13 protein-coding genes and 1 pseudogene are annotated in these 15838 nt (G+C 45.3%); 11 read left to right on the top strand and 3 right to left on the bottom strand.

The window, feature by feature from the left end; genetic code table 11:
• Positions 1-283 precede the first annotated feature (283 nt).
• Positions 284-454 (bottom strand): hypothetical protein, encoded by a 171-nt coding sequence (locus QUA80_RS31270; protein ID WP_333428822.1) that lies wholly within the window; start codon positions 452-454, stop codon positions 284-286.
• Positions 455-520: 66 nt separating this feature from the next.
• A pseudogene (locus QUA80_RS31265) lies at positions 521-1358 on the bottom strand (IS701 family transposase); the annotation flags it as partial.
• A 107-nt stretch (positions 1359-1465) separates the two neighbouring features.
• On the opposite strand from QUA80_RS31265, the gene QUA80_RS31260 reads away from it, so the two are divergent.
• The 10 genes from QUA80_RS31260 to QUA80_RS31215 all read left to right on the top strand — a co-directional run bounded on the left by QUA80_RS31260 (position 1466) and on the right by QUA80_RS31215 (position 13405).
• Positions 1466-2764, top strand: a complete 1299-nt coding sequence (locus tag QUA80_RS31260; RefSeq protein ID WP_333428821.1) for a methyl-accepting chemotaxis protein — start codon at positions 1466-1468, stop codon at positions 2762-2764.
• A 627-nt stretch (positions 2765-3391) separates the two neighbouring features.
• Positions 3392-4960 carry a M36 family metallopeptidase gene (locus QUA80_RS31255; RefSeq protein ID WP_333428820.1) on the top strand — a complete coding sequence of 523 codons (1569 nt, stop codon included), beginning with the start codon at positions 3392-3394 and terminating at the stop codon, positions 4958-4960.
• A gap of 89 nt (positions 4961-5049) precedes the next feature.
• Positions 5050-5592 (top strand): hypothetical protein, encoded by a 543-nt coding sequence (locus QUA80_RS31250; protein ID WP_333428819.1) that lies wholly within the window; start codon positions 5050-5052, stop codon positions 5590-5592.
• A gap of 254 nt (positions 5593-5846) precedes the next feature.
• Entirely contained in the window at positions 5847-7790 is a 1944-nt protein-coding gene (locus QUA80_RS31245; protein WP_333428818.1) for an alpha-amylase family glycosyl hydrolase, read from the top strand.
• Between the two features lie 90 nt (positions 7791-7880).
• Positions 7881-8021, top strand: a complete 141-nt coding sequence (locus tag QUA80_RS31240; protein WP_333428817.1) for a hypothetical protein — start codon at positions 7881-7883, stop codon at positions 8019-8021.
• A gap of 238 nt (positions 8022-8259) precedes the next feature.
• On the top strand, positions 8260-8517 hold the full coding sequence (locus tag QUA80_RS31235) for a hypothetical protein (protein ID WP_333428816.1): 258 nt from the start codon (positions 8260-8262) through the stop codon (positions 8515-8517).
• A 245-nt stretch (positions 8518-8762) separates the two neighbouring features.
• Positions 8763-10874, top strand: coding sequence for a helicase-related protein (locus tag QUA80_RS31230; protein WP_333428815.1), 2112 nt, complete (start codon positions 8763-8765; stop codon positions 10872-10874).
• A gap of 19 nt (positions 10875-10893) precedes the next feature.
• Positions 10894-11070 carry a hypothetical protein gene (locus QUA80_RS31225; protein ID WP_333428814.1) on the top strand — a complete coding sequence of 59 codons (177 nt, stop codon included), beginning with the start codon at positions 10894-10896 and terminating at the stop codon, positions 11068-11070.
• A gap of 5 nt (positions 11071-11075) precedes the next feature.
• The gene (locus QUA80_RS31220; protein WP_333428813.1) at positions 11076-13007 is read left to right on the top strand and encodes an AAA family ATPase; all 1932 of its coding nucleotides are present in this window, start codon (positions 11076-11078) and stop codon (positions 13005-13007) included.
• The gene (locus QUA80_RS31215) at positions 13004-13405 is read left to right on the top strand and encodes a hypothetical protein (protein WP_333428812.1); all 402 of its coding nucleotides are present in this window, start codon (positions 13004-13006) and stop codon (positions 13403-13405) included. The genes QUA80_RS31220 and QUA80_RS31215 overlap by 4 nt, the downstream gene beginning before the upstream one ends.
• Positions 13406-13434: 29 nt before the next feature.
• On the opposite strand, the gene QUA80_RS31210 is transcribed toward QUA80_RS31215, so the two are convergent.
• A complete protein-coding gene (locus QUA80_RS31210) occupies positions 13435-15027 on the bottom strand; it encodes a DGQHR domain-containing protein (protein ID WP_333428811.1) in 1593 nt (530 codons plus the stop codon).
• Positions 15028-15485: 458 nt separating this feature from the next.
• Between QUA80_RS31210 and QUA80_RS31205 the strand changes: the two genes are divergently transcribed.
• Complete coding sequence (locus tag QUA80_RS31205; RefSeq protein WP_333428810.1) at positions 15486-15770, top strand: DNA sulfur modification protein DndB; 285 nt, start codon at positions 15486-15488, stop codon at positions 15768-15770.
• Positions 15771-15838: the final 68 nt, after the last annotated feature.

Genomic DNA, 15838 nt, shown 5'->3' with positions numbered 1-15838 from the left:
GCTGACTGCTTTTTCTTTGAAACATCTTCTCAAATCCCCTTGACAACTGCCATCCAAGCTTAACTTGTTACGAATGGTGCGATTTGGTATTTTATCCATCATTACAATTTGTCATTACTTGTTTAGGACTACCCTACATTCTTCTATTGGGTATAAGTCCCGGCTATTTCCTTGATGACCAGGCTGCCCCCCTCGCTTTTTACCGCTTTTTGTCTTTGGCGGCTTTTTTCCAAATCCCGGTGGGTCGCAAGATGGTGGTGATGATGAGTTTTCTGATGTCCGATTAATTTTTTTGGTGGAGCTGTTCTTGAACTATCAGGACTTCGGTTAGTTTCTTTTCCTGTTGTTCTATTTGCTGCGCCATTGCCTCCACCAGTTTTTTGACACTGGTTGGAGTCTTTCCCCAATCTTCTGGGGGTATCTGCTCTAAGTGGTTGACGCGCTTTTCTTCCATGTCACTTAATTTATCAGATTTTCTCCGCTTTTTGGGCTATTTCTCTTCTACCCCCCCTGAACGGTTACTAGAATTCTCAGGTAAATTCTCACTATCTGTGGTAATCTGCCAATATCTGAGTTCTCCACGTTTTCCAGGAATGATTTCTCTAATAAAGCGCTTTTCTTGGCTAAGGTCAGAGAATACCCTTTGAAATTTATGCCACTTTGAATATTGAATATGTTGCCGTGAAAGTATCTCCACATAATGATTTGAGCGAATTGCAACTATATAGTTTTTCTTCAGTTCATCTAATACAGATATGAAATTTGTACTGCTCTCTCCATATAAGCTATCTGCCAGGACTAAGTTGAAGTTAAAACCCATTGATGATAGCTTTTTTATCAACAGGGCTGCTATTTCTGGCTTGGTACGATATTTATCTTCTGGCTGTAATCTTTCACGGGGCTTATACACTTCAAACAATCAGGGAAATGTCATCCCGCCAAAAACACCGTAGGCTGTCACTACCACAATCCCATTATCTGTTTTCCCTCAGTTTCCTATATACTGACGTTTAACATAATCTGTCTTTTTACCTTTTTTCTTGTCTCCTGTTTCATCTATTATTAAAATTAATGGTCGATTTTTTAATAAGATGGAAAACTAACTCTAATCGCCGAATCCTTAACTCCTCTACTGACCACGGTGATGATGTTAAAAGATGGTGTAATCCTTGATGATTATCTAATCCAACGATTTTAGCTATCGCAGGCAGTGTTTTACGTTTGAGCTCAGAAACACACCCTATATGAAGGTACTTAAAAGCCTCAAAACTCCTGACATCTGAAAACAGGCTTTTATACCATTGGCAATATTCATCAACAAATTTTACTGTCGGTGTGACCCGACGAGGCTGTACCATACTCTGTGTCTTGGTTCTAGCATTTGTACATTATTATACTACTGCCAGAGTGACAAAACAGGGGTAAGAACTTTGAGGAAGCATTGCAAGCAGTAAAAGCTGCGAGGATGTCTGACTACATTGAATTGAGAGTGTCAGAAATTGCCCGACAGTCAAGGGGCTATGCTCTGACCCTTGACAAAGAAGCGCTCGATCGCTACGAAGCGGGTGTCAAGAAGCTGAAGGAAACTGAAAAACAAGCCTTAACTCTGACTCACAACCTCAGCAATGAACAAAAAGAACGGATGACCAAGATGGTTGAATTTTCAACCCAGTATGACAAGATCGCCCGTAATCTGATTGAAGCGGCCAAAGCTGGTAACCGTAAATTGGTAATGGACACAGCGGAGCAGGGTGCAGAAAATCTCAAGGCTTTCGAGGCTGTTATGGAAGAGTTTGACACTCAGCAAGCTAAGCTAGTCAAGCAGTCGGAAATTAACACCAAAAATGCGCTCGGTGTGTTGGTCATGATGTCGGTATTGGGTGCTGTTGCTTCTTTAGTTATTGCCTTGGTGGTGGCATACTTGATATCCACGGCGATCGCCAACACCCTCAACCAAACTGCAGGCGAAATTGCTAGATCCTCGGCACAAATCGTCAGTGCGGTCGAAGAGCAAGAACGCATCGTCTCGCAACAAGCTAGCTCAGTGAATGAAACCTCGACCACGATGGACGAACTCGGCGCATCTTCGCGCCAATCGGCGGAACAGGCTGAAGTCTCTGCTTCAGGGGTACGTCACGCCCTCTCCCTGACTGAAGGCGGTACAAAAGCGGTGCGCCAAACTCTTGATGAGATGACTACCCTTAAGGACAAAGTGGGGGCGATCGCCCAACAAATTTTGCGCCTGAGCGAACAAACCAACCAGATTGGCAATATTTCCGGCTTGGTGGGTGACTTAGCTAATCAAACCAATATGCTGGCCGTGAGTGCCGCCGTAGAAGCCGCCCGTGCTGGCGATCGTGGCAAAGGCTTTGCGGTAGTTGCTCGAGAAATTCGCAAACTTGCTGACGAAAGTAAGCAGTCTGCGCTCAAAATCAACAGGCTGGTATCGGACATCCAAACGGCGATCGACTCCACCGTGATGGTCACCGATGAAGGCAACAAGACAGTGAATGAAGGCTTGTCCCTTGCCCATAGCATGGCAGAGGCATTCACAGGTGTGTCTAACTCGATCGAGAACGTTTTCCTCAGCAGTCAACAGATATCGCTGAATGCCAAACAACAAGCAGTCGCGATTAATCAAGCGGTCGAAGCGATGAATGCGATTAATCTCGGTGCGCGGGAGACGGCTTTGGGTGTATCGCAAATCAAAGTCAGCACGCACCAACTCAATTCTGCTGCTCAAAAGCTGCAAGCAGTTGTTTGATCCTCCAGCCTTCAGCATCTCCGTTCTCAAGGGGAACTTAACGAATTCAAGCCCCCTTTTTTCACGGAGCGGGTAGCGACTGTTCGCAAAAACTTAGCTAAATATTCATAAAATTACTCAGACGACAGATCATCCGTCTCATTCCCGATCGGGACTCGGAGAGCAATATATCTTGCTACTGGAAGAACAACAACCGCAATCCTTCTCTATTGCTGCTTGGGAATTCCTAAGACTCACCAAACGCGAGGTCCCGGTGTTGTTTTGGATTGCCAAAAATAATAGCAATGCGGAAATATAGCATTTCTCAGTTGAGTTAAGTACAGATGTCCGATTGAAAAATGCTATAGCTAAAGTGCTGGGTTCCTGTGAAGGAACAGTGTGAAAACATTTGGAGAATCTTTACAAAAAACTATACAACCTCGAACGGTTGCGGTGATGATTGCCAAGAGAAAAGTTGGAACTACTCAAAGGGTAATTTGTTGCAATATCTTCATAATCCTATACGCAGATCATCGTATTGTTTTCCAAGTCTATTTGAAGGAGTATTGGATCGAACGCTGTTAACCAGCGTCTTTAGAAATCCGACTTTCAGGAATTCATTGCATAAATTGACAAGGAGAAAAACCTATGTTTTATAAAGAGTCTAGCCTTAGTCATCCAGCCAACCGAAATCGTGTTGATGCCTTCGTCTCTGGTGCTTTGGCCCAAAGTCAGACGTTTCTGGCGCAGCGATCGGGATCTTCCTTAGTGGTGAACACCATGACAGGCAATCCTGCTTACTTAGAAGGAAAATTGTCCATGACAATGACAGGCACTGCCGCTGACGCCAGCCGTTCCTTCCTGATGGAAAACCCTGGCATTTTAGGACTGAGCGCAGATGATACTGAAGAACTGACTGAAGTTGATTCCTTTGAGTGGGGCGGGCTGAAATTCATTCGTCGCCAGCAAAATCACCAGGGATTACCGGTCTTTGGTGCCAGCGTTTTGGTAGGTGTAGATGACAAAAATCAAGTTCGGATAGTGACGAGTGGTCTGCGATCGCAAATTTCTGTCAAACCGGACGAGACAGCTATCTCCCTAAAAGAAGCTCGTCAGATTGCCCGAAAAGATCTCGGTGAAGCGGTTGAGTTGAGGGGTGGCATTACCCATAAAACCGTCCTCTATCCGACCCAACAGGGTCATGTGCGAGTCTATCACTTAACTGTTCCGGCAGAAACCCCCCTCGGTGACTGGGAATACTTTATTGATGTCCACAATGGAGAAATTGTAGACAGCTACAACTCGATGAAGTTTCACTCATTTTACTTCGCACCTCGGGCGCGAGTTTACTCTGAAAATCCAGAGGAAACGCCCCTAAAAACTGTGATGCTGCGCGATGTCAAATCTCCTTACAACAAGTTAGATGGTCGGTATTGTAAGGTGATTAATGAGGATGCTTTAGGCGCAGTGGTAGGCGGTAACTATCGATTTGACTTTCCTCCTGAAGATACGCACTTTGATGAATGCCAAGTCTACTACGCTGTGGAGAAAGTCTATCAATACTTTTCGGATCTGGGATTCCGAGGGTTTACAGTCAATAACCCCTATGGCAAAGCTAACAGTGGACAACTCGCTGCTAACGTCCATACCGGAACCAAATACGATAATGCTTATTACTCTTCCAGTACGGGGCAGATCTACTTCGGAGATGGCAGTTATCCCGGCAATCCCGGTGGACTTCGCGACCTAGCCAAGGAATTTGATGTAGTTGCTCACGAGTTCACCCATGCCGTGATTGATGAATATCACCCTGCTATGTTTGGAAGTGAAGGAGCTGCACTGCACGAAGGTTACGCTGATTATTTCGCTTGCTCTTTATTGAATGATCCTGACTTAGGGGAGTATGTCGTACCTGGCCCTGAAAAAGCGGGGATGATTCGCAACTGCGATAATGATTTGAAATATTCCGAAACTTCAACAGAGTCCCATGACCGCGGTCAAGCTTGGGCCGGGGCCTGCTGGCACTTGAGAAAAAAACTCGGACAAGAAGTGGCAGACTTCCTGATCTTTGGGAGTATGCTTGTTCTAGGAACAACTTCACCGACCTTCAAGTATGCCAAGGATATGCTACTCGCGGTTGACCAATCCTGGTGTGGTGGAGAATACAAAGCAACGATCAAGCGGATCTTTGAAACTGAACGAGGCATCCCTGTTTAGTAGTTTGCTTTGTCTATGTCAACTAGAAGAATAGTCTAATTAGGACTGGGGGTATGGTGAAACCATGCCCCAGAAACAGGTTTTTTGCTATGGAGAAGCCTTTTTACCAAAAACTGATTCCAGTCACCATTCTGGTATCACTTCTAGCGTTTATGACTGCTATGGCGATGAGTACACCTCGTAACAATCCTTTCCTCACGGAAGACGGTCACCCGATCGCAGAGTTAGAGTTTCGAGATGGACAGATGGGCTTTGTGGGGATTTCTGGCATAACTTGGAGCATTCTCCCTAATGGGACTTGTCAGGCTAGTCGTTTTATCAACGATACAGTGTCATCTCCCCATCAAATATGTCAATTAGAGCGACAGGATTTAGTAATGCTTGCCAACATTCTGTCCGATCGGAATTTTGCCGACCTACCCTCTGAGATCCCATCTGAACCTACCCTCAACCCCCACCGACTCACTATTCGCCTGGGGGAGAAATCATCAACATTGGTATTGCAAACAGCTCAAAGTATTGATAATGTTCTGACAACACTCCATAATCAACCCGAAACTCCTCGAGCGAGATTCCTAACTATTGCACAGGCGATCGATCGACTTGTACGGCAGCATTGCGGGGATAATTAGTCTGCTGCTAAGTAAGTGCGATCGCCATCTTCTAGCAAGATCGGTTGAGGGCACGAAACCCATCATCCCAAACCGATCGCCACAACAAAAAATCTGGGTTTCATAGAAGTTTAACTCAGTCCACACAAGAGCGGGCGATCGCCTGAGTCCAGTCCATTCTTGACAGAGTGCGATCGCCGATTTTCTCACATTAACAAAAAAAACATAACTTCAGAAGTGCGAGCAAAACTATTCACCAATCTGAGATAAATCCTATGACATTTACCGATCGGAATCTAACCAAGAAGCGCCCGGATAGTCTAAAAGACTTCTCTTTACCCCGACGTGAGAGTTACTTTCCATCCTCTGCTGATTGGAGAAATGAGGTACTTTACTTTCTCTTACCCGATCGCTTTAGCGATGGTCAGGAGGACAAACGCCCTCTACTGAATCGACAGCAACTCAATCAAGCCCGACCTAATCTGCCCAATGGACAGTCTTGGCGATTTGACAAATGGGCAGAGTCGGGAGGCGATCGCTGGCAGGGTGGGACCCTCAAAGGATTAGAGTCAAAGCTGGATTATCTCAACCAACTAGGCGTGACGACGATCTGGGTAGGGCCAATCTTTCGGCAACGGGGTCACTTGGATAGCTATCACGGTTACGGCATTCAAGATTTTCTAGAGGTCGATCCTCGCTTTGGGACTCGCCAAGATTTGGTCAGTCTGGTCAATAAAGCCCACTCCAAGGGTCTACGCATTATCCTTGATATCATTTTTAACCATTCAGGGTGTAACTGGATCTATGCCCCTGGTACTCCTGGTGGGGTATGGGAACCACCCTATACGTCTGGTTGGTATCAGTTTGGCTCGTGGCTGGGCGATCGGGGACAACCCATTGCGGGGCAACCTCAAACCGAGACGGAAGGAGTCTGGCCGAAGGAACTTCACGATCCAGATTGCTATACTCGTGCCGGAAAGGGCGATTTAGGGCGGGGGGAACTCGACGATTCCAATGCCGAATTCCGGCGATCGGATTTCATTACACTGCGAGATTTCCAGTTGGACTATCCCCACCTCTTAGATAACTTAGCCCGGTGTTATAAATACTGGATTGCACTGACAGACTGCGATGGCTTTCGGATTGATACCCTCAAGCACGTTACCTACGAGCAAGCCCGAAATTTCTGCGGGGCGATTAAGGAGTTTGCGGCCAATCTGGGTAAGAGTGACTTCTTTTTGGTAGGAGAAATAGCAGGCGGAGATTACAACGAAGACCGTTATCTGGATGTGGTGGGGCAAAACTTAAATGCTGCGTTGGATATCGGCGAGATGCGGGGAAATCTTAACCAGGTTGCCAAAGGGCTGATGGACCCAAGAGCCTACTTTAATGGGTTCAACAAAGAAGCCATAATGGGAACTCACCGGAATATCGGACGGCGCCATGTTTCAATTTTGGACGATCACGATCATGTATTTGGTGAAAAAATCCGCTTTTCCAGTGAAGCTGCATCGGATCATCAGGTGATTGCGGGAGTGGGATTGCAACTGTTCACGTTGGGGATTCCTTGCATTTACGCGGGAACCGAGCAGGCATTGGCAGGGCCAGAACCCTCTGAACGCAAGTGGTTGCCGGACTGGAAGGGCTCCGATCGCTATTTGCGGGAAGCCATGTTTGGCCCCTCGCATCCCCGGCAATCGGGAGTAGCAGGGCTACAAGCCATCGATCAAAACTTACCCGGCTTTGGGCCGTTTGGGACAGCCGGTGCTCACTGTTTCGATCCGAATCACCCTGTCTATGTTCGGATGGCGGCAATGGCGGCACTCCGCAAAAAGTTCCCTGTGCTGCGCTTGGGACGACAGTATTTGCGACCAACCGCGATTCCTTTCTTGAACTTGCCCTTTGGCGATCGCGGACTGAGTGGAGAAATTATTGGCTGGTCGCGGATTTTAGACGATGAAGAGGCGGTTTGCGTGCTAAACAGTCATGGAACGGACGATCGGGGAGCGAGAGTGCTCGTGGATGCCAATCTCAGCCCAGTTGGAAGTTCAATGACGGTAATTCTGAATACGGCCCAAGCAGGGAATCCGGGTTACACGGGTGCTCATCAGGTGGACTCGACGGTGGCAGTGCAGCGACAAGATGGGATTGCTTATGTCGAAATCCAACCGATTCCAGCATCCGAATTTTTGATTCTGACAAATTATCCCGAAAGTTAAGTTGAGGTAGTGCGATCGCCGGAATCAACCAGTGGGTGACATCACCTTGAGCAAATCAACTTTGCAACGCCGTGCGATCGCATATCTTGAATGGGCGAAAAGAGCGATCGAGTCAGTGCAGTTTCCACTCCACTGACTCGATTAACTTTGCAACGCCGTGCGATCGCAAATCTAGAGTACGAGAAAAACAATAAATTGGCGCAGCTATGTGCAGTCGATCGCCGATCGTGAAAAAACATCTGCCTGCATCGTGGCACGGGCGTCCCGCCTGTAGTTCCGAAGCGGTGACAAAATCAACTCAACACCTGCGGCAATCCTACCTCTAGCGGCAGACTACCCCTCTCAAATTGGCACTCCCCCTGTAGGAATTCTCAGTAAATATCCGATTGTATCCAGGGAAAGACTGCACTTAGCCGGCCATCGAGAAACGCAGCAACGGGCAATTATTAAATTTAACGAACAAGAAGTAGTGATTTATAATATGCAAGCTACCGGGCCCTGGATTAAGATATATAATATCTGGCGTTTTCTCAAAATTCCCGTTTACAAATATAGCCCACGCTCGCCGGAAATTCAAGACTTAGTGCAGCGAGTTGAGCGAGAAACTCTGCCAGTAATTGTCGCGGGCGATTTTAATATGACAGACGAAACTCAAGACTATGACAGGGTGCAGAAAGTCATGCAAGATGCTTTCCGAAAATCTGGATTTGGGTTTGGTTTTACCTGACCTCACGGTTGGGAACTTAAGTTCTTGGTAAAAAAATCGAATTGGAAATTAAACTATCCCCTTTGCCGGATTGATTATATTTGGTATTCAAAGCATTGGGGTGCTAAATCGAGTTCGGTTTTGGAGGCAACCGAGTCCGATCATTTGCCTGTAGCAGCAGAATTAATTTTATTGACAGCGGCTAGATAGCGAGAATTAGTCTATACTAGAAAAATTAGCGGGGATTTGGGGGTACGGCGTTGAGCTTGAGAGATTTAGCGATTCAAGATGAGTACCGGAGCGATCGCTGCGATCTAATCCAAGAATTTTATATTCCTTGTTTGGAAAATGCTACAGTCTACAAGCGAGCCGTTGGTTTTTTCTCCAGCACTTCAATGGCAGCCGCCGCAAAAGGACTGACAGCATTGATTCGAGTGGGCGGCAAGATGCAGCTCGTGGCTTCTCCACATTTGTCCCCAGAAGATGCGGAGGCGATCGTGCAAGGAATGCGACAAAAAGAAGAAGTTATTGTCAGTGCTGTTCTGCGAGAATTAGATAAAGAATTTGAGGGAATTGTTCGAGATCGCTGGGCTTGTTTGGCTTGGTTATTGAGTCAAAAGATTCTCGAAATAAAACTAGCTGTTACTAAAGAGATTCGTCGCCAGGGAATTTATCACGAAAAATTAGGGATATTTGCCGATGCCGAAAACAATATCGTTGCTTTCACGGGTTCGGCCAACGAAAGCTCAACTGCTTTAATTGATAATTTTGAATGTATTGATGTTTTTTGTTCTTGGCATCTGGGAGTGAGAGAACGGGCATTAAAAAAAGCCGAAAATTTTCAGAATTTGTGGAAAAACGAGACGCCGAATGTGGAGGTAATCGAGTTTCCCGAAGCGGCGGCGCGATCGCTGTTGCGGCTGTGTCCCGATCGACCTCCTGCACTAGAGCCTGAAATCAAAAAGACCAGAAAATCTAGGAGGTTGGCTGAACAGGGCAGTAGTTACAGTCATAATAACGACATAGTTAATCAAACAGAGTCTCAAACTTCCAACTTTCATACATTGGATAAAGTTCTAAAAGTAGAGTTAAAGTCTCGGCAAGTTGATGCACTCAACGCTTGGCTATTGGCCAGCAGTTGCGGAATTTTAGCTATGGCAACTGGGGCTGGAAAAACGATAACAGGGTTAGCGTGTGCAGCCAGCATTGAAAATATTAATGTTATTGTTATTGGCGCCCCAACAAACGAAATCGTACAGCAATGGGTTGATGAATTGGCAAATAGGACAACATTCCGCTCCCCATTAATTGCTACAGGCACTGCAACACTCTGGATGGAATCACTTTTCAGGAAACTCCGTTTGGCAAACCGCCGAGAGTTGTCGTGCGAACTACTTCCTACTATAGTGGTGGGCAGCTACAGCGAAATTTCAAAATTAAAGGTAACTACTCTAATTGCTGATGCTGGAGGTTTACCACCTCGTTCTTTGCTAATTGCGGATGAAGTTCACGCTACAGGTGCAGCTATCTACAGACGCATTCTAAGAGATGACTTCCAGTATCGCCTCGGTCTGTCTGCTACTCCAATTCGTGCTTACGATGAAGAAGGAACAGAATTAGTGCTGGAATATTTCGGCGGGATTGTCTATGAATTTACATTAGAACAGGCGATCGAGGCGGGCATTCTCTGCGAGTATGATTACCACGTATACATCACCCCGTTGACTGGTAATGAATACGCTAAATTTACGAACTTAACAACCAAGATAGGTCGTTTACTCAATAACAAAGAAGAAGATGCGATCGCTCAAGCAAAACGTCTGACTATTCAGCGTTCCCGTATTATCAAATCTGCAGCATCAAAACTCACGGCCCTCGGTCGCATTATCACCGATTATCCGCCGCGCAGAGGCATGATTTACTGCGCTGATATCGCACAAGCTACTGAGGTAAGTCGCCTACTAGCCCAGCGCGGGTTCCGCATTGCACGATATTCCTCAGATGATGTTAATCGCAAACATCTGTTATCTGAATTTGCCTGCGGCAACTTTGATGCCCTCGTTGCTGTAAAATGCTTAGATGAAGGAATAGATATTCCAGAGGCTGACCTTGCCATTATCCTGGCAAGTGACACATCTGAACGGCAGTTTATCCAGCGACGCGGCAGAGTTCTCCGCGTTGCACCTAAAAAAGCGATCGCAAAAGTTGTCGATGTTGTTGTCGTTCCTCCACTAGGTGATTCATTGGTCGAACTTATTGCATCTGAAATTAAACGGGTAACTCTGTTTGCCCGTGCCGCACGCAATCGGATGTCACTCATCACAAAACTTGTAGGTGAACTGGCACCTTACGGTATTACTCATTCAGATTTTATTTAGGCTATAAGGAGGGTAAACAATGGAAGAAAAACTGCGAGAACTTGCAGCAAAATATAAAATACCCGAGAAATTACTCAGAGACGCTATCCAGCGCGAACAGGAAAAAGTTGTCTTGCAAAACAGGAGAATGGCTCCTGTTTTAGTAGAGATGATCGAACGATACGCCGATTCAGTTACCTTATCTACTGAGGATTGAAAATTATGGTGCTTAAGCTAAAAAGCCTCCGTTTAAAAAACTGGAAATGTTACGAAAACGAGAGAATAGAATTTAACCTCGATAGCGAACATAAAATCTGGATTGTTTTTGGTCAGAATGGATATGGGAAGACATCTATAATAGAAGCTATTCAATGGTGTCTCTATGGTAGTGACGCTATATCCTCTACTGAATTACCCAATTATTTTAATCGTGTTGCTATTAAAAACAAACCTGATTTAGAACTTTCAGTGCAACTCACATTTGCTCGTGAAGGTGATATTTATGATATAAATCGCAATGCGAGGAGAATAATACGCGGGGCAAGTGCTTCTGCTCAAGCTGATGAAGCAAATGTTCAGAAAAACGGGATTCATCAAGGAGATGCGCGCGAACGAATCGAAGAACTTTTTCCGAAATCATGTAAAGAGTTCTTCTTCTTTGACGGAGTGGAAATAAAACGTTACGCACAACACATCCACACTCAGGAAACTCTCAATGCGATCGAGCGGATTCTCGGTATTCCCGAATTAAGAAATTTACGGGAGGATGCCAAACGCGCGCTGGGAATTATTGAAAAAAAAATGCGTGATGCAGGTTCAACTAATAAAGACTTGATAAAAGTAACGATGAACTTGACAGACATTCAAGAAAAGATAGAGACAAAAATAGATCAACTTAAAATAGCAAAAGAAGAGTATGAGGCTGCGATGGTAATGTGTAACGACGTTAAAGAACGAGCAAGGCAAATTGAGGCACTTCTTAGCAAATTAAACAAGCTGACCGATTTAGAGCGGGAAATATCCCGCAAACAAGAAGATTTGAATGAAGCAGAAAAGCAGGTTGAAATTACCGTAAGGCAAGCACCAATTCCGCTGCTACTTGAATTTGTTCGAGAAGTCGCAGAGGAGATGCAAAGCACCACGATTACTACCGCAAGACGTTCGGGTTCTGTTGCCCAACTTCAAGAACTGCTGGAGTCTGATAACTGTGTGTGCGGTCGCTGTATCGATGAGAGTGCGCGTCAATATATCCTTCAGGAACTGCGGGGCTGGGAAACTATCAGTGTCAGCCGGACTGAGAATGCCTTGCGTCAAGATGATTTGCGCAGTAGTTTGACAGTTCTTTCCCGCTATCAGACTCCTGATTTAGATAAACTTTTGCTCAAGCGCGATCGCTTACGTGAAGAACTTGAAGAGTTTAAGCAAGCTGCTTATCGTCTTAAAAAGGAAACAAAAGAAATAAATGGAGAAGAAGCTCAAGCAACTTGGAAGAAAGTTGGTGAAGCTGAACAGATGGCAAAAGAAAAACAAGATAAAATTGAGCGTTTTAACAGGGAAATAGAGGTTGTGAGACAAGAGGAGGATCAGCTACGTCGGGACAGCCAGAAATTAGCAAGTCAAAATAAAGAAACAGCAAATCTAGCACGCCAAGTCGAGCTAGCAAAAAGTTTGTATAAAGCAGCAGAGGAACTTATTGAATGGCGCATCGCGGAGCGCAAAGAAACTATTGAAACTTGTACTTCTGAGATCCACCGTCGCGTTACCAACAAGCCAGACGAGTACATAGGAGTGGAAATTAGGAAAGACTATACGCTAGGTATCAAAAATGCAGCCGGTGCAATTCTTAGTCCAGAAACCTTAAGTGCTGGTGAGAAAGAAGCACTTGCTTTTTCCTTTATTGCCGGATTGAATCTCGCATCAGGTACGGCTGCACCGTTAATTATGGACACGCCATTTGGTCATCTCGATACCGACCACCAGAAAAATCTCATTAATTCTCTTCCAGACATCCCATCACAGGTTATAGTCCTAGCAACAGACCGCGATTTCCCAGATTATCTGTTAAAAGGTGTGCGATCTCATGTTACTGGCATTCTCAAAATCAAGCGCTTGGGTGCAACTGAAGACGCTTCCACAGTGGAGGTGGCAGAATGAAACATATAGACCCTCAAGCAACAATTCGCCCGACTCCAGAAGCAAAGGGTTATCTTGACACACTCAAAAATAACGGCGCATTTGGTCGCATGGTAGATGCTTATGTCTTTGCAGCAGCTTACGCCCTGAAAAATAATGTGGAGATTTCCTCACTTCCACTTCGCCGCCGTCAGGATCTAGTTTATATGGGTATCGTAGACGAAAATGTTCGCCTTGCACTTGAGGCGGGAGTCCATACAGTTCAAAAACGCAATGGTAAGCCCGAACCGAAAGACAGCCGGGAAGTCTTAGACTTTGTAACGCAATACGCCGAAGCTGGACTGAAATTGTTGAAAGAAAGATGGCAAGGAAAAACTGGTGTTCAAATCCAAGATGATATCCGTAAAATTATTAGCTAATAGTTTATTGATGTACTAGAGCTTCGCTCCTAAGACAGCACCGGCGGCAATCCTACCTCTTTCGGAGGCACAAACCTGCCGTTAAAACTAATAGCTTTATCCTCAAAAGTCCTCGCCTCCGCTACCGCTTGCCGCAAATGAGCTCGCTCCATATCGTCCTGAATTCCCCCCACCAAATATACAATTAACTTCGTTGCTAAATCCTTTCCAGAAACTAGCACTCGCTTTTTGTTCGGATCGTACAAAATCCCGTACCACGCAGACTCAGGATTGTCCATGTGGCTAAATCCTTCATCGACATCGAATCTGCGGAGTTTGTCGAAAATAGATTTCAGGGAAAGTTTCTTTCTAAATACTAGAATTCCCAAAGCATTAGCTAAAGCAATTTGACCTACTGGACGGAACAAAATATTTCCCTCGCCCCCTGGCTTTTCAAAACTAAATCGGCGCAATTCAGCCGTTTCTTCGCCGCTTTCAATTCTTTGATAGCTGGGTAAAGTTGCTAAATGATCGAACAATTTTTTAAACTCTTCAATTCCCTCTTTGAGTTCTTCATCTTCGGGACGCATGGGAATTAAACCTTTTCGTTCCGGCTTCCAATGAGGGAATTTGTATTCTAAATACCGTTCGGACATATCTTGCAGCGCTTGCAATGTGGTTAAGACAGTTGATTTTGCTGCGACTGTGGCGCTGTCCCAATTGACGCGGGGGTTTCTGTCATCTTGTTCTTTTAATAAGGGATGGGTGACGGCAATTTTTCGGGCTACGATCGCAAATCCGTTATCCTCGTTCAATAATGCTAGCTGGCCCTGACTCAGCGTTACCGCCATTAGGTTAACGTGCACAAAGATCGATCGCACGCGCCGTTGTGCTTGCTGCCGCGTTTCCCCCGCTACCGCCGCCGGGATAAACTCAATCCCGATTTTTTCGTGAGCTAATTTATACACTGTTTCGGGGTCGATTTGATACTCTTCTGCTAAATCTTCCAGAGTAATTGCAGCGCCGACAGGTTTTTTATTTTTGTTGTATCTTTGCAGGATTCCGGTTTTAATTAAACTCATTAAACCTTGAACTCCCATCAGCCGATGCTGGCCGTCTAAGGCAAAAATTGATACTTTTTGAGAGACATTCAAAAGCCCTAAGTTCTCGTTTTTATCAAAGGATGTAAATTCAGCAGCCGATTTAGTTGCTACGCCATTTTTATCCCATTCCTCGGCTAGAGGATTATCTACCCACGGGGGACTGACGACTACTAAAACTGCGGGGAATTTGTGCGATTTTCGGGCTGCTAAGTATTGAGTGAGGGCTGCTTGGCGCGACCAATCTAAGGGACGTTGGATAATTTCGTCAATGGTTTCGTCGTCGCGGACGATGTTGTTGGTTTGGAGGTCGAATTTTTGGCGGAAAAGCGGCATTTGCGAGGCGAAACGGACGCGAGAGTCTAACCATTCTAGGGTGACTGAACCGATGTATGCTTCGCTGTTTCCCATCTGGGTTTTTTGGACGAAAATGCGATCGTCCTTTCCTAAATAATTATCTAATAAAAGTGCGATTTCCTGTCTGTCGCTATTTTCTTTTTCTAAAATTTTGCTAGCGAGGTCATCCGCTGGATTGGTGTTCATCGGCGGTTTTTAGATATTTATGCTATTTTTTCAAAAATATCATGAGTTAAATTGTATGTCAACTCTTGTTTTTAAAAAATTTTTGTGAAATACTTAAAATACTCATAAGTTCAACCTTACATATCATTTAATGTTTTATTTGTCAATAGCTGAGGGGCGATCGGGCTTGATGCAGATGCGTCTGGGTGTCACGCGCGACCGTCTGAGTCCGCCAGGGGTTGAAAACCCGCCACCATCGGGACCCGCCAGGGGTTGAAACCCCTGTCTCATAGCAAAAGTCCTCGCTATGAGGACTGAATACGGATCAATTTCGAGGTTTATGTTTAGTCGGTTTTAACCGACTTTCGCTATGAGACGGGGGTTTCAACCCCCGGCGGAATATCGGGGAAGCGAGTGAATTGACGATGGCACTTGCCCCTGATTTCTTCATACTTCGCACCTGCAACCAACAAAAAAATATGTCTACTCCTTCTTTTGAATACATTTTGCCGGTCATCCGGGGAATTCAAGCGGGCCGCGAATATTATGTGTCGATGTGTCCGGTGCGTTTTTTGCCGAAATTGTTTCCCTTTGAATCTGAAGATTTGCCGCCGTCTATGCGGGCGAAACGCGCGCTTAACAAAGCTAGGATTCCCGAAATAGCTGATTACTTTGTTAAGAATCCTACAAATTATACTTGTGGGGCAATTGCTGCTTCGATTGATGCGGATATTACTTTTGAAGCAGTGGGAAATGCAGGGTAAACGCATCTTAATTTCAACCTAAAACATGATAAGATGAAGTATTTAGCTAAATCAAGGGCGTAATTCAT

Source organism: Microcoleus sp. F4-D5, from assembly GCF_036704885.1.
Taxonomy (GTDB): domain Bacteria; phylum Cyanobacteriota; class Cyanobacteriia; order Cyanobacteriales; family Microcoleaceae; genus Microcoleus.
The sequence above is the reverse complement of the archived record's forward strand: the minus strand, read 5'-3'. Positions and strand labels throughout refer to the sequence as shown.